We start from the raw sequence: 19,316 nt of genomic DNA, 5'->3' as shown, positions 1-19,316 counted from the left end.
CTGATCAGATCAGCATAACGGAGTTAAGGACGCGCTATGAAAGCCCTGACGATTGCAGCAACAGGCATGAATGCCCAGCAGCTTAATCTGGAAGTGATTGCCAATAATATTGCCAATATCAACACGACTGGTTTTAAGCGTGCGCGCGCCGAATTTTCTGATCTGCTTTATCAGGCTGAGCGCTCTGCCGGTGTTCCCAGTCAGGCCAATCAGGCGGTTGTGCCAGAAGGCGCGCTGGTTGGTCTTGGCGTTCAGACGGCTGCGGTGCGAAATGTGCATATGCAGGGCAGCTTCAACCAGACAGGCAATCCACTTGATCTGGCGCTGACGGGTAAAGGCTGGTTTCAGATCCAAAGCCCGACCGGCGAAACGCTTTATACGCGCGCGGGTGCATTCAATACAAATGCTGATGGCCAGATGGTCACGATGGACGGCAATCTCGTTCAGCCTGATATTACCATTCCGGCCAATACGATTGAAGTCGTGGTCAATGATTCCGGCGAGATTTTTGCCAAGGTTCAGGGAAATGCTGGCATTGAAATCGGACCGGCAATTGGTCGTTTAGCACTGGCTAACTTCACCAATGAAGCAGGACTTGAGCCACTTGGCGGCAATCTCTATCGTGAGACCGAAGCATCGGGCGGACCGATTGCGGGCAGCCCCGGCGACCCGGGCTTTGGCACCGTCAAACAAGGTTATCTGGAAGCATCTAACGTCGATCCGGTGAAGGAAATCACCGATCTGATTTCGGCTCAGCGCGCCTATGAAATGAACTCAAAAGTCATTCAGGCTGCGGACGAAATGGCTGCAACTGTGTCCAAGAATATGCGCTGATGGTGAGTGGGATGATGATGCGCGTGAAGCAAGCTATTCGAAACACAAGCGCGGCAATCCTCGCCGCTTTTGTGATATTGAGCGCTCCGGTTGCCAACGCTGCCGAACGCATGGCTTTCTTCGTGCCGTCAACAACCGTCTATCCCGGTCAGGTTGTAAGCGATGTTTCGCTTGTGGAGAAGAAATTCTACATCAGTCCGCCTGCCGCCAGACAATATGTGCTCTCGCCTGAGCAAGTCACTGGCAAGGTTGCTCGCAGAACCCTGATTTCCGGCAAGCCTATTTTGATTGCGGCTCTGTCAGAGCCGTCGCTGGTTACGCGCGGCGTACCAGCCTTGATGGTTTTCACATCCGGCCCGCTGACCATTACAGCAACCGGCACGCCGCTCGAATCGGGTGCTGTTGGCGACTTCATTAAAATTCGCAATGCCGATAGCGGCCTGATTGTATCGGGAACCGTGCTTGCAGATGGTCGGATTCAAGTGGGGATGCAGTGAGAAAATACGTCACCACACTGATTGCCTGCCTCACACTCTTGGTTCAGCCAATGAGTGTATTTGCCGATGAAGCCTCTAAAAATGCGCGTGAATTTGGCTCTGCGGTTGACGCGGATGCGGATTGGCTTGGCTCGGGTGGCGATCCATCGAAGATGGCCTATGCCGATCTTGGCCGAGGCAGTGCGGTTGCACGCCTGAAAGATATCGCCACTATTCAAGGCGTTCGTGAAAACCAGCTCGTAGGCTATGGTCTGGTTATTGGCCTGAATGGCACGGGCGACAGCCTGCGCAACTCGCCTTTCACTGAGCAGTCGATGCGCGCCATGCTCGAAAATCTTGGCATCAACGCACCACGCAACTCCACACGCGCCAAGAACACGGCTGCGGTGATTGTGACCGCCAATCTGCCGCCGTTCTCCGGTGCCGGATCACGCATTGATGTGACAGTATCTTCGCTCGGTGATGCGACCTCGCTTCAGGGCGGTACGCTGGTGATGACGCCGTTGCAGGGTGCTGACAATCAGGTCTATGCGGTCGCTCAGGGCAGTATGATTGTCTCCGGCTTTTCTGCGGAAGGTCAGGCAGCAAGCGTTGTTCAGGGTGTGCCGACATCGGGTCGTATTCCGAATGGTGCGCTGGTTGAACGCGAGGTCGCAGGCAATTTCGGCAAGGATGCCGAAATGATTGTTGAACTGCGCGATGCGGACTTTACGACCGCGGTGCGCACGGCTGACACGATCAATATTTTTGCAAAGCGTCGTTATGGACGCGGCGTAGCCCTTGCGCGCGATTCCAAAACCATCCGCATTACACGCCCGAAGAATGTGCCGCCTGCTCGGTTTCTTGCTGAACTCGAAGGTCTGCCGATTGTAACCGATGAAGTTGCGCGCGTTGTGGTCGATGAGCGCACAGGTACCGTGGTTATCGGTGACAAAGTGCGTATCTCCAAAGTCGCTATCAGCCATGGCAGTCTGACCGTTCGTGTGACGGAAACACCGATGGTGGTACAGCCTGATCCGTTCAGCTATGGCGAAACAGAAGTCGAGCCAAACACAGAAATCGCCGTCAATCAGGCCGATGCTAAGATTGGTATCCTGACGGGAGCCAATCTCGAAAATCTCGTGAAGGGTCTCAACCAGATGGGTGTGAAGCCAAACGGCATCATAGCAATCCTTCAGGCGATTAAGACGTCGGGTGCACTTCATGCCGAATTGGTGGTGCAATGATGGTGGAAAAAAATCTGACCCGCTATGGTTTTGCGATCACGCTGCTTTTTGGCTCAGCTTTTGCAGCATTTGCACAGCAACCTCTGCCACCGCAGCCTGTTGAGCAGCAGGCTCCGATCACCCAGCAACTTGCATCTGCGCCTGTCGGGAATCTTGATGAGATTCGCAAGTTTTGCGGAAATCTCGATAATCAGGCTTCAGATGCACGCTATGCGCTTCAAGCTAAGCAACTTGCAGAACTGAAGGCAGACGTTGAAAAGCGGATGCTTGCGCTGGAAGAAAAGCGCAAAGAGTATGAAATGTGGCTTAAGCGCCGTGATGACTTCGTAAACAAGGCGCAGGATTCGCTGGTCGATATTATATCGAAAATGAAACCGGATGCGGCGGCAGCGCAGATGTCACTGATTGGCGATGAAGCGGCGGCGGCATTGATCCTCAAGCTCAATCCGCGTGTTTCGAGCATTATCCTCAATGAAATGCCGCCAGAAAAGGCTGCTAAACTTGCGCGCGTTATTGTTGGATCGCAGCGCACTGCCGTAGCAGCGCCGCCCAAACGGGAGCAGCGCGCGCAGGCAGAAAACGGGAGTAGCGTGCAATGAAAACAAGCATGAACAAAGCTCCGTTTGCCGCTTTGCTGATGGTTCTGGTGGCCGGTTGTGCCACTAAACCGGAAGAGATTGGCCGTGCGCCTGATCTTTCACCTGTTGCGGCTAATCTTGGTGTGCAGAACAATCCGCAATATAGCGGCTATCCGGTTCGACCGAGCAAGGCGTCCTATTCGCTATGGGACCAGCGCTCGACGAATTTTTTCAAAGATCCGCGCGCGCAGGAACCCGGCGATGTGCTGACCGTGATCATCTCGATCAATGATCGCGCCAATATGGATAACAAGACGGATCGCGAGCGCATTTCCAAAGGTCTTTATGGCGCTGGCGCATCGTTTGATACCAGCAGCCTGTCGGGCGCTTTTGGCGGTGGTGAAATGGATGCTTCGGTCAACACACGTTCCAACAGTACCTCTAAAGGTAAGGGCACGATTGAGCGCAGCGAGGATATTCGTCTTCAGATCGCAGCCATTGTCACCGACACACTTCCAAACGGGAACCTGATCATTCGCGGTTCGCAGGAAGTCCGCGTGAACAATGAATTGCGCGTGCTCAACGTGGTCGGGGTTGTGCGGCCGCGCGATATTTCGGGTTCCAATACGATCTCGTATGACAAGATCGCTGAGGCACGCATTTCTTACGGTGGTCGCGGACGCTTGAGCGAAATTCAGCAGCCGCCTTATGGTCAGCAAATTCTCGACCAGATTTCTCCGTTCTAAAGCCAATGAGCATGAGCGACACCTCCTCTCAGAAAGATAGTAAGTCAAAAGGGTCTATGATGGGCCTTTTGGCTGCGGTAGCGATACTCACTGCTATTGCGGGCGGTGGTGGCTGGTATCTGGGAGAGATAATTTCTGCCGGACAGAAGGCAAATGCACCTGCCAGCGGCAAGGAAGACAAGCCAAAGCAGGGCGAATTTGAATCGCGCAGCATTGGAACTGTGGTGCCATTGCAGCCGATTGTCACCAATCTTGGCATCCCGCAAAACACATGGGTGCGCCTTGAAGCATCGCTTGTTGCTAAGCCTGGTCGTGAGATTCCGGCGGACATGGCTGCCAGTATCGGTGATGATTTTGTTGCATTCCTGCGCAGTGTTAATCTGATGCAATTGCAAGGCGCGGCAGGTCTTGCCTATTTGCGCGCCGATCTTGAAGAACGGGCGCGTCTGCGATCCGAAGGCGCAGTCGAGCGCATCTTTATTTCGACATTGGTCGTTGAATGAAAAAAGCTCTTGGTCTTGGCGCTCTCCTGACGCTTGTCTTTACTGTTTCGGCCCATGCTCAGCAGGGCTTGTCACTTGAAAACCTGTTGCCTGCGGGCAGTGGTGCTGCAAGCGGTCAGATCGTTCAGCTATTTGGCTTACTTACGGTGCTTTCAATTGCGCCGGGCCTGCTGATTATGGTGACGAGCTTCACGCGCTTTGCCATTGCGTTCTCACTATTGCGTTCTGGCCTTGGCTTGCAAACAGCCCCTGCCAGCATGGTGATGATTTCGCTTGCGCTTTTCATGACGTTTTATGTGATGGCACCGGTTTTTGACCGGGCGTGGAACAATGGCGTTGAGCCGCTGATGCGCAATGAAATTACGCAGGAAGTGGCGTTCAAGGAAATTTCGTCACCGTTTCGCGATTTCATGATGGGCCAGGTCCGCGACAAGGACTTGCGGCTATTTGAAGACCTTGCAGAACCTTCATTCCGCACGGGCGAGGATGGTATTGTTGATTTTCGCGTGCTGGTTCCGGCTTTCATGATCTCGGAATTACGCCGTGGGTTTGAAATCGGCTTCCTGATTGTGCTGCCGTTTCTTGTGATTGATCTTGTTGTGGCAACGCTGACCATGTCGATGGGCATGATGATGCTGCCGCCAACCGTTATATCACTGCCGTTTAAAATCCTGTTTTTCGTGTTGATTGATGGCTGGAATATTCTGGTCGGAAGCCTGATACGATCATTTTCCTAGCATTTTTTTGGGAAAATACGCGATCCGTTAAAATGCGGACCAGCATATTAATATTCTGTTAACAATTGCCGCATAGTAGTGATGGCATGATGGGTCCCGCGCGTTTCGCGGTGACAGGCATGATGCCGCTCCACCATGCCGGTAATTTTTGAATCCGGCCTGTCCCTCATCCTGTTTTTTTACAAGGGGCACTACGATGTCTAGCATTCTTACAAATTCGTCGGCTCTGACCGCTCTCCAGACACTTTCGTCGACCAACAAGTCGCTGGAAACCACGCAGAACCGCATCTCGACCGGCCTTCGTATCGGTGAAGCTGCTGACAACGCTTCTTACTGGTCGATCGCAACTTCGATGAAGTCCGATAACAAGGCCAACTCGGCTGTTCAGGACGCTCTCGGCCTCGGCGCTGGCAAGGTTGACACTGCATACACTGCAATCAACGACATCAAGGACCAGGTTGACAAGATGAAGTCGCTTCTGGTTAGCGCGCAGGGCGCAAGCCTTGAAGACCAGCAGAAGGTCGCAACGGAACTTAAAGCCATCCAGTCGCAGATCAAGTCGTCGGCCAGCAACGCGAACTACGCTGGCTCGAACCTGCTCGTAAGTGCTGCGAACACTGATGGTTCGGATGATCTTAAGGTTGTCGCATCTTACAACCGTACTGGCACCACTGTAACGATCGACACTGTTGACGTTGCCGCTGCTGACGTACAGGTTTTTGCAGCTGCCGACGGTACAGGTGGTATTGCTGGTGGTCTGGTCGCCACAACCTTCTTCGATCCTTCGACGACACGCGTCGATGACGCTGGCATCAAGACTGCACTTGACGCAGTTGAAACGGCTCTGTCGGAACTCACCACTGGTGCGGCTACGCTTGGTGCTGCTAAGGCACGTATCGACACCCAGAAGAGCTTCATTTCGAAGCTTTCTGACTCGGTGGAAAAGGGCGTTGGCGCATTGGTTGATGCTGACATGAACAAGGAATCGGCTCGTTTGTCGGCTCTTCAGGTTCAGCAGCAGCTTGGTGTGCAGGCTCTCTCGATCGCTAACTCGTCGAGCCAGTCGATCATGTCGCTGTTCCGCGGCTAATCAGCTCGTCTATATAATTTACAGTCAGGGGCGCGGGATTTATTCCGCGCCCCTCTCTTTTGCGGCTCTGCATTTCCCGCCGCCACTTTCGCGCAAGCTTCGCGATCTATTTTGCGTTCATCAGGATGGCGGTGGTGTGAATGCAGCAGAATTTCCAACAATTGATCGAACAGCTTAGGGGAACGCTCGGCAAGCTTGGCGCGCGAAAACTTATAGCGCTCGGACTTGTCGGTGCTGCGCTGATGGGCACGATCCTCTACACCAGCTTTTATCTCAGCCGCCCTTCCTATGAGACGCTTTATGTGGGCCTTTCGCGTGATGACGTGAACCGTATGGGTCTGGCGCTTGGCGAAGCGGGAATTGCCTTTGATGTGAAATCGGACGGCTCATCCATTCTGGTGCCAATTGGCAAAGCTGAACAGGCGCGTATGTATCTGGCTGAAAAAGGCCTGCCAACGTCGAACAATGCCGGTTACGAACTGTTTGATAATATGGGGTCTCTTGGCCTCACGTCATTTATGCAGGAAATTACCCATGTGCGGGCGCTTGAAGGCGAGATCGCCCGCACCATTCAGGCTATTCGCGGTGTGAAGGCCGCACGTGTTCATATTGTTCTTGCAGAAAAAGGTTCGTTCCGCCGTGGTGATCAGAAGCCGTCGGCTTCTGTTGTTATTCGTGCGGAGGGTGGTTTTGCAGCCGAATCCGCACAGTCGATCCGCCAGCTCGTGGCTGCGGCTGTCCCGGCACTTGCCGCATCGGATGTAACTGTTCTCGATACCAATGGACGTCTTCTCGCATCTGCGGGTGAAGCCGCGAATGGTGCAGCATTGATGACCGCCTCGCTTGAACAGCAGGTTGCGGGCAATGTCGACGAAAGCATCCGCAAAGCGTTGGCACCCTATCTTGGCATTGGTCATTTCCAGACCAGCGTTCAGGCTTCGCTTGATACAGACCGTCGCCAGACCAATGAAACGAGCTTTGATCCTGAATCGCGTGTAGAGCGCTCAGTGCGCGTTGTGCGTGAAAGCGGCGATAACCGTAATTCACGTAGTGATAATGCCGCTGGCGTCGAGCAAAATATTCCGCAGGAGGAAATAGCGAGCCGCAACGGTGAAAGTTCGACTGAGAAGACGGATCGCCGCGAGGAACTCACCAATTACGAGATGAACACCAAGACTGTATCGACAGTCAGCGATGGTTATTCCGTCAAGCGGCTTTCGATTGCAGTCGTAATTGATCAGGCGCGTTTGCTCGCAACCGCTGGGACAACACCGCCACCAGCCGATTTTGTTGACCAGCAGATCACAAAAATACGCGATCTGGTCGCCACGGCAGCTGGGCTTAATCTGGATCGCGGTGATGTTATCAATGTTACGGCGGTCAATTTCATGAATGCTTCCGGTGCCGATATGGAGCCGGTTTCAACGCCATGGTCAGATACGCTGCTGCGTCAAAGCGGGTCCTATGTGAATGCGCTTGCAATCCTCGGTGCAGTCGCATTGCTGATCTGGTTTGGCCTTCGTCCGCTTTTGCGTGAAACAAGTGCTAAGCCGGCTGGAACGGAAGTTGCAATCCGTGAGCCGGCCGAGGTGGCAGTCCCGAATTTTTTTGCCGACACGCATAATCTCGTGAGTTCTGAATCGACAAAGGCTGTCATTGGTGGGCCAGAAGCCTACGCCGATCAAATGAAGAGCAGCCTTAGTGATCTGCGCCAGCGCATGCGTATGCCTGCAAAGCTGCGCCTTGAGCAGATGATTGAAATGGATGAAGAACGAGTGGCAGCTGTTCTCAAGCAGTGGATTCATGAAACATCTTCCCATCAGCAAGCCAGTCAAACAGGGCGTGCCGCAATGCCGGAGCTTGAGGCAGCCTGACGATGAACACGCTCGCGCTTAGCCGCTATTTGCCTGATTTTTCAACACATCATATCGACGATGAGGTGATTGAAATTATCGCGGCCCCGGTTGCAAGGGCGCCGTTGGTTGCAGACCCGCGCGTTGATTTGTCGTCAAAACCTCTCGCAGATAAGCCGTTTAAAGATGAGCAGGCCGAAATTGCTCAGATCCTCGCTTTTGAGGAAGAAAAGCGTTTGGCGTTTGAGAGCGGGCGTGAAGACGGACACAGGGAGGCGGAAGCGCTTTATGCGGCGGAAAAGGCACGCCTACTGCGCGAGCATGAGGCTGAAATTGAAACACTGCGCGCCGGATTTTCTCGTGAACAAGCAACCCTTCTGGCAGTTGGGCTGACGCAAGGTATGACTTTGCTTGAACGTAATTTATCGCAGCAAATGTCAGAAATTCTTGGTTTTCTTTATGCTGAGAAACTCGAGCAAGATGCTGTTCTGGAATTTGCGCGACGCATTAGTAAGCTTGCACTCGAAGGCGAAGCGCCTGAAATTCATGGTCCCGTGCATTTGCTGGAACCATTGCGTCACCACGCCGATCTATTGCCTTATGGCTGCCAGTTCATTGAGAACACATCCAGCGAAGTTTCATTTTCATTTGGAGAACGGGTGCTTGAAACACGTATTGCTCCAATTCTTGAAGAGTTAAAGGCAACCGTCCGATGAGCATTGATCCGGAGACTAAGCGCGAGATCATCATTGTGCGTCGCGGTAATCGGGACGATGATGACGGACATCATGGTGGCGTCTGGAAAATCGCCTATGCCGACTTCATGACGGCTATGATGGCCTTCTTTCTTGTTATGTGGCTTATCAATGCTGCTAACGAGGAAAGTAAGGCGGCTGTCGCCAGCTATTTTAATCCGGTTAAGCTGATGGATCGACATTCCAGCCCGAAAGGCGTGCAGGATGTTGACCAACAGGAAGGCCGTGTGCGTTTCGATAGTGACCAGAAGGTGGATGATAGCACGAAGGTTATCAATGAAACCTCGTCAAATGCGGTGAGCCAGCAGGAAGAAAGCCGGATGTTCCGCGAACCTTACGCTGTACTTTCTGAACTTGCCCATGAAACGGGTGTTTTGCAAAATCAGTCTGCCAAAGGCGAGGGCGGCATTGCGCAATCCGGACCACAAACTGGCTCGGATGGCGGTGACGCTTATCGAGATCCGTTTAGCCCTGATTATTGGTCTAGCAAAGCTGCGGAAACGCTGACCCAGCCGGAAGCAACACCTGCCACGCCGCCAGAAAAAACAGCGGATGCAGAGGTTGAAGAAAAGCCAGCAGAAAGTCAGGAAGAGCTTATTGCCGAATTAAAGCAAGCAGCGACCGGGGATACATCAAAAGCGGAGGGTGACACTCAGAAAACTGAGCCGATGCCCGATGTCAGCGTCGTGCCAGTGGATGGTGGCGTGATGATCCAGCTGACTGACAAGATTGATTTTGGCATGTTCACAATTGGCTCTGCAAAGCCTGATGCACGCGTCGTGGCCATAATCGAGCGCATTGCACAGGTGATCTCCCGTCAGCCGGGTGAGGTCATTATCAGCGGTCATACCGATGCACGACCGTTCAAGAGCGCGAGCTATGATAACTGGCGGCTTTCTTCAGCACGGGCACAAATGGCTTATTACATGCTGGTCCGTGGAGGGCTTGATGAGAAACGTGTGCTGCGTGTCGAGGGATATGCTGATCGGCAGCCGAAAAATGTGAGCGACCCGAACGCCGCTGAAAATCGACGCATCGATATTTTTCTCAAGTCTAATCCATGAAGAAGATCATTGTTCGCACTGGACTGGCGATGCTTGTGGGATTGCCACTGCTGTCTGGCGCAGTGATCACATCGGCAAAAAGCGCGCCCAATGGTGAACAGCCGCAGTTTCCGGTGCTTGAGCCTTATAAGCTCGTTCGTTCTCTGCGCATGCTTCAGGATCAGCTTGTCACAGGCAAGCCTGAAGCCGTTGTGATGCTCAACAGGCTTCTCAGCTTTGTCAGCGCGGATATGCAGCGTGCTCCCGACGCCTTCTGGGAAAAGCCAGAAAATATCTATGCTGCTATTATCTACCTGTTTAATGGTGGTAATCCGGGCGCTGTACGCACGGTCCTTTCTGGTACGAAGGATGGTGTGGTTCCGGCTGAACTCGTTAAGGGCGCTTTGGCCTATGCTTCCGGGCAAAATATTGAAGTGGTAAAACTTTTTTCAGTGCCACTTGCTGCCGATGTTCCGGTTGAACTTAAAGCTTCTATCGTTTTGGTTACGGCCAATCAGATGGCAGCATTTGATGCTGCCACGGCTTTACAGCGATTGGATCAGGTGAGGCTTAGCAGCCCCGGGACGCTCTTTGAAGAGGCTGCGATCCGCAGATCTATGCCGATTGCAGCAAAGCTTGGTGATGCCGATAAAGTCAGGCTTCTGTCGAGGAACTATCTGCAACGCTTTCCCCGCTCGCCCTATATGCGCGATTTCATGCAACAATTTATTGATGCGGCGCTGAAATTGAATGATCGCATCGACAATGCTGAATTGGTCAAGCTGGTTGGAACTGCTGATCCGGTTATGCAATATTCGCTTTATCTGCAACTCGCGCGCGGAGCACTGGTTGACGGACAGACAGAACGTGCGCGGTTCATGTCGGCAAAGGCACAGAAATTTGCAGATATGCTCAAGGACGACCCGAGCCGGGCTAATCTTTATGCGGCTGCAAGTGGGGTCGCCTCCAATGAGGCCGGGGTCGCCTTGAATGAGCTTTCACAGATTTCGCCAGACCGTTTGCAGGAGCGAGACCGTAAGTTGTTAAATGCAGCGAAAGCGATTGGCTCAGTGGTAACGCGCAAGCCTGATGCGGATAATGAGGAAGCGGAAACTACAAAATTAACCACCGTTCCCGTAATGCCCGTTGCTGATGATAAGCTGCCTTCTGAAACGGTGGTTCGTGCGCAGCCAACACCCTCTGCGAATGCGGGTTGGGCACCCGCGCCCAAGCAATCAGAAGATGATCTTCAAAAGACCTTGGAAGATGCGCGCAACAAGATTGCAGAAATAGATGCTTTGCTGGGAAAGAACGTTCAATGAGCATGGATATTTTGACCGGAGCGGGCGGGCGCGTATCATCACCGACAAAAAGCACTGCCGCTCAGAGCGGTAAAATCGACACGGCTGATCAGGAAATGTCTGATCCGGCAAAACTGTTTGGTGCATTGCTGGAGAAATCAGACAGCAAAGAGACCGATCGATCAGAGCAGAATGACGAAGGCGAGGTGGATGACAGCGATATTGCCTCCCCAGATAGCCCGCGTCAGTCACAAACCTATTTTATATCGCAACCGCTTTTCAGTCTGACAAAAGACTTCTCTGCACATGCTGACAAAGACGCTGCGTTACAAGCCGTTGGCGATAGCAAGACTAACGCTCTCCTGGCGATGCATTCTGGATCAGAAGGCGAGTCTCGCGGTACGGCGATAGCTGATGTGGCTAATACGAATATGCAAGAAAAGGCTGTTGCTTCTGGCATGAATTCGCTGGCGGCTGATTTTGGCAAAAAGTCAGCCACTGCTGCCGCCACACAGAATAAAACCGATGCCAAGTTGGGATCTGAAAGTGCGCCAGACAGAACTCAAGTCAACGGTGCTCTTAATGATGCTTCGCCGATAGAAGGCATGCCAGCAGAGCAAACGGATGCGCCAGATAATAGCTCTGTGGCTGCATCTTTCGCAGATGGGGGCAACGTGTCGGAGCGTATGGGTGTGCAACAACAGCCGCAGGTATCGCGCGCTCCTGTTCCGCTTGAGGTGAAGTCCGCGCCCACAAGCCCTCAGGCTGCGGTTCGCATTGATGATGTTCAGGTGATTTCTGAGCGAAGCTTTGGCGCGGTTAAAACATTGCAGATCAGGCTTGATCCCGTTGATCTTGGTCAGGTAACCGCACGCATTCGCGTGGTTGCCGACACTATTGAAGTGCACTTGATTGCAGATAAGCCGCACGCTGCTGAAGCGCTGGCTGCTGATCGCTCTATGATAGAAAAGGCACTTAAAGTCGCTGGAGTGACGGATGATTCAAAGATTACCGTCAGCGTTGCTGAACGAGGCGCGGTCAATGTGCAGCAATCCTCATCAAGCCAGAATGCAGCACAGCAACAAAGCAATCAATCCCAGGGCCAACAGGGTCAGCAAGGATTTGGTATGCAAAGTGGAATGGATGGCCGCAACGGATCTCAGGGTGGTTCGCAAGCGCAGTTTCTGGGCGGAGAAAGCAGGCAGAATGGTCATTCCGCTCAACAAGAGCGTAGCGATTACGACGCGCGTCGTGGGAGTAGTGAGGCAGCTAACGAAGCTGGTCTTGTTACTAACGGCCGCCGCAACGGTTTGGTTGTGTGAAGCATCTCAAGCGCGTGCTGAGAATGTCTGCGAGCAGGAAATGCATCGCGCATCCGCCCGTTATGACGTGCCTTTGGGGATACTCTATGCCGTCGGTTTGACGGAAACGGGACGAAAAAATTCGCTCCAGCCTTATGCAATGAATATCGAAGGCCGTGCTGAATTTTTCACGTCACAATCGGCTGCGTTGAGGCGCTTTGAAGAAGTGCATTCACACGGCGTTAAGCTCATCGATTTGGGGTGCATGCAGATCAATCACTATTATCATAGTGAGGCTTTCCCATCGGTTGCTGCAATGCTGCAACCATCAATGAATGTCGATTATGCAGCGCGTTTTTTAAAACGCCTTCGCGAACGTGAGGGCAACTGGACAATGGCTGTTGCGCGCTATCATGCAGGGCCGAATAATGACCCGGCTCAGAAGCGATATGTTTGCCGCGTTATGACGAATATGATCGCGACAGGCTTCGGCAACTGGACAGAACCGGCGAAAAAATTTTGTGCGGGGTGATAAGCGGTCGCTAAAAAATAGGCGCCTCAACCAAACAGGGTAATCGCATCAACTTTAGGCTTACAACTTATGAGTGCACTTATCCTTTAGTCCAATTATATCGATTAAATTCGCAAGCCCTTGTAATGAATCGTTAAACTCAATGACGTGTTAACTATTTGTTAACGCTTTGCGCACAGTAATGTCATATGAGATGCAATCTCAGCGATTCCCCCAATATTAAATCTAACTAATTCACCTCCCAATTTATTGGTAGCTAGTAGTTGTAATTGTCGCTGACTCCCCCCGCCAGTTAGGTCTGTAAAAGACGGGTTAACATATTGATTCGGAAGGCGGGCCGATGATCGTAGTTGTAGATGAGCGGGATATTGTGACCGAGGGGTACTCCTCTTGGTTTGGTCGTGAAGGTATCTCCACGACTGGCTTTCGCCCATCTGATTTCAACGATTGGGTAGAAACAGTTCCCCACCATGACATCATGGCCGTTGAAGCATTTCTGATTGGCGAATGTGCTGGACAAAATGGTTTGCCATCCCGCATTCGTGAGCGTTGCAAAGCGCCCGTTATCGCCGTCAATGATCGCCCTTCACTTGAACATACGCTAGAGCTTTTTCAATCAGGCGTTGACGATGTTGTGCGCAAACCCGTTCATGTGCGCGAAATATTGGCCCGCATTAATGCCATACGCCGCCGGGCTGGTGTGTCAGGCTCTAGCACAAATGATGGCACAGTTCTCGGTCCAATCACCGTCTTCTCTGACGGGCGCGATCCGCAAATTAGTGGTGCCGATTTTATCTTGCCGCGCCGCGAGCGTCGCATTCTGGAATACCTGATTGCCAACCGTGGTCGTCGTCTGAACAAATCGCAAATATTCAGCGCGATTTATGGCATTTTCGATAGTGAAGTCGAAGAAAACGTCGTCGAAAGCCATATCAGCAAGCTGCGCAAGAAGTTGCGAGAGAAACTTGGTTTCGATCCGATCGATTCCAAGCGTTTTTTAGGCTACAGCATCAACATAGAATAAGTATCATATCCCCCCAAACTTGCATGAACATGCCAGGACGACAGTTTCACGCAAGCGTGGAGCGCTAGCCTTGTCGCAGATTTACGATTTTTCAGGAGCTGCCAATGAGCCTCTACGGTATGATGCGGACCGGTGTTTCAGGCATGAACGCACAGGCCAATCGCCTGTCAGCGGTCGCAGACAATATCGCGAATGCCAGTACTGTAGGCTATAAACGCGCAGATACGCAGTTCTCCTCGCTGGTGCTGCCGAGCACGTCTGGTCAGTATAACTCCGGCTCCGTTATGACCGATGTTCGCTATGGTATCTCAGATCAGGGCGGGATTAGGTCCACGTCTTCCACGACAGATCTAGCCATTGATGGCAATGGTTTCTTTGTTGTGCAAGGTGCTGATGGTACAAGCTATCTGACACGTGCCGGTTCCTTTGTACCTGATAAGGACGGTTTTCTCGTTAATACAGCAGGATATTATCTGCTGGGCGCCGGTGCTGATGAAAGTGCTGGCGGACTGACCATGGCAGGGCTTGGAAAGATTAATGCCAATGCGGCTGATCTGAAGGCCGAGGCCAGCACATCAGGAACTTTCACCGTTAGTCTGCCATCGGGTAGCGCAGTTCCGGCTGCTGGTGCATATAATCATAAGACTTCGCTCGTTTCTTATAATTCTCAGGGCGAAAAAATCACGCTGGATGTCTATTTTTCGAAATCAGCAGACAATACGTGGGATGTCTCGATTAAGAATGCTGCCGATGGTGTGGAAGTCGGTGCAACGACGCTGACATTTGATCCAGCCAACGGCAATTTGCTGACCGGCGGCAATGCAACCGTTGATCTCACTGGCTATAATGGTTCATCGCTCAGTCTCAACCTTGGGGCGTCAAAAGAAGCTTCAGGCGATTATACAATCTCTCAGGCCGTCATTAACGGTCAGGCAAAGTCCTCAATGAAGAGCGTTGATGTCGCCAATGATGGCTCTGTTGTCGGGATCTATGAAAACGGAACACAGGTGGTTCTGGGGCGCATTCCGCTTGCCAAGGTTGCAAGCCCGGATCGCATGACAGTCGTCAGCGGTAATGTGTTTCTCGCCAGCGCTGACTCTGGCGAAGTGACACTTGGCTTTCCGCAGACCAGCGGTATTGGCAAGGTAATGTCGGGAACGCTTGAAGAGTCCAATGCTGATATTGCGCAGGAGCTCACGGACATGATCGAAGCCCAGCGGAGTTATACGGCCAATTCCAAAGTTTTCCAGACTGGCTCAGAACTCATGGATGTTCTGGTCAATCTCAAGCGCTAATCGAAATGATTTCCCGGGGCAAATATTCGGGAAATCAAGTCATGACTTCGTCGGAATCCATTCTGGCACACGCGTAAAACGGGTTTCGGTCCTACGACTACGAAGTAAATTAACACGTATAGCGGTTCACTCTGTCCAAGCGACAAAGCGTTCCGCCGGTAAATGGGGAAAAAATGTCACTTAGTTCTGCTCTATCGACAGCCAAAAGCTCGCTTGCGGCAACGTCCAAGCAGACTTCGGTTATCTCCCGTAATGTTGCGGGCGTAAACGATCCTGACTATTCTCGTCGCTCGGCATCATTGGTGTCTGGGCCCTATGGTTCCCTTTACGTCAATATAAGCCGCTCGGCCGATACGGCGTTGTTTAACCGCTACATTCAATCCAATAGTGCGGCATCATCTTCTTCTATTCTTGCAGGCGGTCTTGACCGCCTTTCATCAATTTATTCAGCTGATAAATATTCGTCTTCGCCGTCAGCGCTGATCGGTGATTTGCGCGATGCATTGCAGACCTATGCCTCTTCACCGTCCAATTCAGCGCTGGGTAACAGCGTTGTTTCTACCGCTGAAGCACTTGCCAATGCGCTGAACGATGGCACCAAGCAGATACAGTCACTGCGCAATGACGCGGACAATGAGATTGCGGATTCTGTAGCCACAATCAATGATGTGCTGGCTAAATTTGAGAAGGTCAATCAGCAAATTCTTGGCGGAACGCGCGCCGGAACCGATGTTTCAGATTTCCTCGACCAACGCGATTCACTGCTCAAGCAGCTTTCTGGCGAGATCGGCATCACAACGATGACTCGCGGCGATAATGACATGGTCATATTCGCTGAAAACGGCGTGACACTGTTTGAAACCTCGGCGCGGAAGGTGAGTTTTACGCCTTCGAACGGTCTGTCTGCCGGTGCTTTGGGCAATGCTGTTCTGGTCGATGGTGTACCGTTGTCGCATGAGACATTCGACCAGCCATTCGGTACGGGGCGGCTGAGTGGCCTTCTGCAACTGCGTGATCAGATTGCACCGCAGTACCAGATGCAGCTTGATGAAATCGCGCGCGGTCTGGTCAATATGTTCGCCGAAACCGATCAGAGTGGCGCGGGTGGTTTAAGCAAAACGGGTCTGTTTAGCTGGTCAGGTTCTCCAGCGACGCCTGGCGCGGGCTTTTCATCCGGTCTTGCAGGTACAGTGAGTGTTTCGTCTGCCTTTATCTCATCGCAAGGTGGTAGCTCTCTCTTGTTGCGCGATGGTGGTGCGAATGGTGCCGATTATAAATATAATAGTGATGATGCAGCCGGTTTCAGCGACCGGCTTCGGGCTTTGAATGAAGCTTTCAGTGGATCAATGACGTTTACCGGCTCGACGGGGTTGAATTCGACCGCCAGTCTGAACGATTACAGCGCATCATCAATTAGCTGGCTGGAAGGCAAGCGCCAGACCGCCAACTCGAATTTTTCTTATAATCAGACAGTTGCAGTGCAGGCCGACCAGGCTTTGTCCAACGCCAATGGTGTCAATATTGATACCGAGATGGCGTTGCTTCTTGATCTGGAACATTCTTATCAGGCTTCAAGCCGGGTGTTGACGACCATCAACTCCATGCTTGATGACCTTCTCAACGCGGTGTGAGTTTCATGAAAGCGCAATCGATTTCGACATATGGTGCGTCTGCCGCACTCAGGGCTTTGGTGAACCAGAATAAGGCTGAACTGGTCAAAGCCCGTCAGGAAGCGACGACCGGGAGCGTCTTTGATGTAGGCCTGTCGCTGGGCGCGAAATCCGGACAGACGATATCCTTGCGCAAAGAATATGATCGTCTCGACGTGCTCACCGATATGAACAAGCTTGTTCAGCAGCGCATGACAACAACGCAAACCACCACGACCGCGATTATCGAGAAGGTTCAGAATTTTCTTGGCGACCTGACCGGCGCGAGTAACACCGCTGAAAGCATTGCGACGTCGGCACAGTCGGCACGCGCTATGCTTGATTCAGTCACCGGACATCTCAATACCAGCTATAATGGCGAGTATATCTTTTCCGGCGTCAACACCGATGTGAAGCCGCTTAACGACTATACGCAAGGTGGAGACGCTCAGAAGGCTGTCCAAAAAGCGTTTGCAGATCATTTCAACTTTGCGATGGACGATGCCCGCGTTGCTGACATCACAGCAGATCAGATGAAAAGCTTTCTCGAAGGCGATTTCGCTGAACAGTTCAACGACACCAATTGGGATCTGAATTGGTCCAATGCGTCTGATACCGTTATCAAGAGCCGTATTTCGCCAACGGAAACAGCATCAACATCGATTTCTGCCAATGCCGATGGTTTCCGTAAGGCAATCATGTCAGCGGTTATGATTGCAGAATTCGCCAATATCGGTCTTAATAGTTCCGCATTTGGTGCTCTGACATCTCAGGCTTTGACGACGACCTCGCAGGCAATCACCCAGACGACCTCCGAACAGACGACACTTGGTCTCGCTCAGTCGCGCACAACGGATGCGATAACACGCATTGCCGCGCAGCAGAAAATTCTCAATGATTCAGTGAATAATCTTGAAGAGGTCGATCCATATGACGCATCAGTGCGTGTTAACGCATTGATGACCCAGATGGAAACATCCTATGCGCTGACGGTGAAGTTGCAGAATATGAGCCTGCTCAACTACCTCAAATAATCAATGTCAGGCGCGCGAGCGCCGACAAATAAGCCCGGTCTTCGTGAGAGCATGAGGCTCCCGCAAGTAAGGGTATTGATAAGCGGAGATGCCATGTATCAGATGCGCTACGAAGATGTCATGAATGACGATATGGCGAGCGCCAAAGAACGCGAGCAGATGCTTTTTGACCGCTCAATTAGCATGCTTGAGGCGGCAAAGCTGAATGGTTCGGGCTCACGCGAAGGCATCGATGCGGCTTATTTCGTTAACCGGCTTTGGACTGTCATTATTGAAGATCTGGGATCTGTTGAAAATACGCTCCCGAAAGAGCTAAAAGCTGCAATTATTTCAGTCGGCATTTTTATTATTAAAGAAGTCGAGCGAATCCGACAGGGCGAAAGCGACGATTATGATACGGTGATTGAACTCACCAGTTCGATCCGGAACGGTTTGTGAAATGGTCGATAACGCCAAGCCAACAATCCGTCTATCGCTTCGCTCAGGCGAGAAAATTTACATCAATGGCGCAGTTTTGAAGGCAGACCGCAAGGTCTCTCTTGAGCTTCTCAACGATGCGACATTCCTTCTTGAAAACCACGTCTTGCAGCCTGAAGATACAACGACACCGCTGCGTCAGCTTTATTTTGCAGCGCAGATGATCCTGATTGAGCCTGCAATGCGTGAGCAGGCACATAATGCCTTTGCGCATATGCTCAAGAGTATGTTTTCAACGTTCAGCGATGCATCCATTCTCAAAGCTCTCAAAGAAATTGATGAGCTTGTCCATAATGGACGTGTGTTTGAGGCGATGAAATCTATCCGGGCACATTACCCGCGCGAAGCAGAACTTATGAATATCGGGGCACCAATCGTGCCTGTCAGCAAAGCAGATAATGCGGTGGAGGCAAGCTTATGACGACGACGCCTGCTGTCGGAAACAACACGACAAATACGACCAACACTTCCTCCAACAGTTCGGCTGCGGCAAAGGCGAGTGTTGATTATAATTCGTTTCTAAAGCTGCTGGTCACCCAGATGCAAAATCAGGATCCAACGGCTCCGATGGATGCGACGCAATATGTCTCGCAGCTGGCAACCTTCTCAAGCGTAGAGCAGTCTGTGCAGATGAACTCCAAGCTTGAAACGCTGATTGCTAATTCGTCACTGTCACAGGCAGAGGGCTGGATTGGCCGCACGCTGACCAATGCCGATGGTTCTGTTTCGGGTGTGGTAAAGTCTGTAACGATCCAGTCAACGGGTATGCTTGCTGAACTCGCAGACGGCAAAACCATGTTGATCGGGCAGGGCGTCAAAGTAAGCTAGAGCGTGTTTTGAT

General features: G+C 52.0%; 20 protein-coding genes and 1 pseudogene. All 21 read left to right on the top strand.

Annotation, left to right across the window (positions count from 1 at the left end):
• Positions 1-36 precede the first annotated feature (36 nt).
• The 21 genes and pseudogenes from flgG to flgD all read left to right on the top strand — a co-directional run bounded on the left by flgG (position 37) and on the right by flgD (position 19,303).
• Positions 37-834 carry a flagellar basal-body rod protein FlgG gene (gene flgG / locus WH356_RS17285; RefSeq protein ID WP_339513003.1) on the top strand — a complete coding sequence of 266 codons (798 nt, stop codon included), beginning with the start codon at positions 37-39 and terminating at the stop codon, positions 832-834.
• 14 nt (positions 835-848) lie between these two features.
• The gene (gene flgA / locus WH356_RS17280) at positions 849-1,331 is read left to right on the top strand and encodes a flagellar basal body P-ring formation chaperone FlgA (RefSeq protein WP_421565701.1); all 483 of its coding nucleotides are present in this window, start codon (positions 849-851) and stop codon (positions 1,329-1,331) included.
• Positions 1,332-1,381: 50 nt separating this feature from the next.
• Positions 1,382-2,557, top strand: coding sequence for a flagellar basal body P-ring protein FlgI (locus WH356_RS17275; RefSeq protein WP_339513088.1), 1,176 nt, complete (start codon positions 1,382-1,384; stop codon positions 2,555-2,557).
• The gene (locus WH356_RS17270) at positions 2,554-3,156 is read left to right on the top strand and encodes a MotE family protein (protein WP_339513001.1); all 603 of its coding nucleotides are present in this window, start codon (positions 2,554-2,556) and stop codon (positions 3,154-3,156) included. The genes WH356_RS17275 and WH356_RS17270 overlap by 4 nt, the downstream gene beginning before the upstream one ends.
• A complete protein-coding gene (gene flgH, locus WH356_RS17265) occupies positions 3,153-3,881 on the top strand; it encodes a flagellar basal body L-ring protein FlgH (RefSeq protein WP_339512999.1) in 729 nt (242 codons plus the stop codon). The genes WH356_RS17270 and flgH overlap by 4 nt, the downstream gene beginning before the upstream one ends.
• 11 nt (positions 3,882-3,892) lie before the next feature.
• Positions 3,893-4,384, top strand: coding sequence for a flagellar basal body-associated FliL family protein (locus tag WH356_RS17260; RefSeq protein ID WP_339512997.1), 492 nt, complete (start codon positions 3,893-3,895; stop codon positions 4,382-4,384).
• Positions 4,381-5,121, top strand: a complete 741-nt coding sequence (gene fliP / locus WH356_RS17255; RefSeq protein WP_339512995.1) for a flagellar type III secretion system pore protein FliP — start codon at positions 4,381-4,383, stop codon at positions 5,119-5,121. Before WH356_RS17260 ends, fliP begins: the two co-directional genes overlap by 4 nt.
• A 196-nt stretch (positions 5,122-5,317) precedes the next feature.
• Positions 5,318-6,211, top strand: a complete 894-nt coding sequence (locus tag WH356_RS17250; RefSeq protein WP_339512993.1) for a flagellin N-terminal helical domain-containing protein — start codon at positions 5,318-5,320, stop codon at positions 6,209-6,211.
• A gap of 140 nt (positions 6,212-6,351) precedes the next feature.
• On the top strand, positions 6,352-8,085 hold the full coding sequence (gene fliF, locus WH356_RS17245) for a flagellar basal-body MS-ring/collar protein FliF (RefSeq protein WP_339512991.1): 1,734 nt from the start codon (positions 6,352-6,354) through the stop codon (positions 8,083-8,085).
• 2 nt (positions 8,086-8,087) lie between these two features.
• Positions 8,088-8,780, top strand: a complete 693-nt coding sequence (locus tag WH356_RS17240) for a hypothetical protein (protein WP_339512989.1) — start codon at positions 8,088-8,090, stop codon at positions 8,778-8,780.
• Positions 8,777-9,883 carry a flagellar motor protein MotB gene (locus tag WH356_RS17235; protein ID WP_339512987.1) on the top strand — a complete coding sequence of 369 codons (1,107 nt, stop codon included), beginning with the start codon at positions 8,777-8,779 and terminating at the stop codon, positions 9,881-9,883. Before WH356_RS17240 ends, WH356_RS17235 begins: the two co-directional genes overlap by 4 nt.
• Positions 9,884-9,987: 104 nt before the next feature.
• Positions 9,988-11,184 (top strand): annotated as a pseudogene (locus WH356_RS17230) (chemotaxis protein); the annotation flags it as partial.
• The gene (fliK, locus tag WH356_RS17225; protein ID WP_339512983.1) at positions 11,181-12,485 is read left to right on the top strand and encodes a flagellar hook-length control protein FliK; all 1,305 of its coding nucleotides are present in this window, start codon (positions 11,181-11,183) and stop codon (positions 12,483-12,485) included. The pseudogene WH356_RS17230 and the gene fliK, both read left to right, overlap by 4 nt.
• Before the next feature lie 40 nt (positions 12,486-12,525).
• Positions 12,526-12,996, top strand: a complete 471-nt coding sequence (locus WH356_RS17220) for a transglycosylase SLT domain-containing protein (protein WP_339512981.1) — start codon at positions 12,526-12,528, stop codon at positions 12,994-12,996.
• 340 nt (positions 12,997-13,336) lie between these two features.
• Entirely contained in the window at positions 13,337-14,020 is a 684-nt protein-coding gene (gene ftcR / locus WH356_RS17215) for a flagellar transcriptional regulator FtcR (RefSeq protein WP_339512979.1), read from the top strand.
• Between the two features lie 104 nt (positions 14,021-14,124).
• Entirely contained in the window at positions 14,125-15,315 is a 1,191-nt protein-coding gene (locus tag WH356_RS17210; protein ID WP_339512977.1) for a flagellar hook protein FlgE, read from the top strand.
• A gap of 173 nt (positions 15,316-15,488) precedes the next feature.
• Entirely contained in the window at positions 15,489-16,946 is a 1,458-nt protein-coding gene (gene flgK, locus WH356_RS17205; RefSeq protein WP_339512975.1) for a flagellar hook-associated protein FlgK, read from the top strand.
• 5 nt (positions 16,947-16,951) lie between these two features.
• Entirely contained in the window at positions 16,952-17,998 is a 1,047-nt protein-coding gene (locus WH356_RS17200) for a flagellar hook-associated family protein (RefSeq protein WP_339512973.1), read from the top strand.
• A 93-nt stretch (positions 17,999-18,091) separates the two neighbouring features.
• A complete protein-coding gene (gene flaF, locus WH356_RS17195; protein WP_310013606.1) occupies positions 18,092-18,436 on the top strand; it encodes a flagellar biosynthesis regulator FlaF in 345 nt (114 codons plus the stop codon).
• A gap of 1 nt (position 18,437) precedes the next feature.
• A complete protein-coding gene (gene flbT, locus WH356_RS17190) occupies positions 18,438-18,896 on the top strand; it encodes a flagellar biosynthesis repressor FlbT (RefSeq protein ID WP_339512971.1) in 459 nt (152 codons plus the stop codon).
• A complete protein-coding gene (gene flgD, locus WH356_RS17185; RefSeq protein WP_339512969.1) occupies positions 18,893-19,303 on the top strand; it encodes a flagellar hook assembly protein FlgD in 411 nt (136 codons plus the stop codon). The genes flbT and flgD overlap by 4 nt, the downstream gene beginning before the upstream one ends.
• Positions 19,304-19,316 lie beyond the last annotated feature (13 nt).

The organism is Ochrobactrum sp. MYb379, from assembly GCF_037479515.1.
Lineage (GTDB): Bacteria > Pseudomonadota > Alphaproteobacteria > Rhizobiales > Rhizobiaceae > Brucella.
Note: the sequence above shows the minus strand (reverse complement) of the source record. Positions and strands in the feature narration are given on the sequence as shown.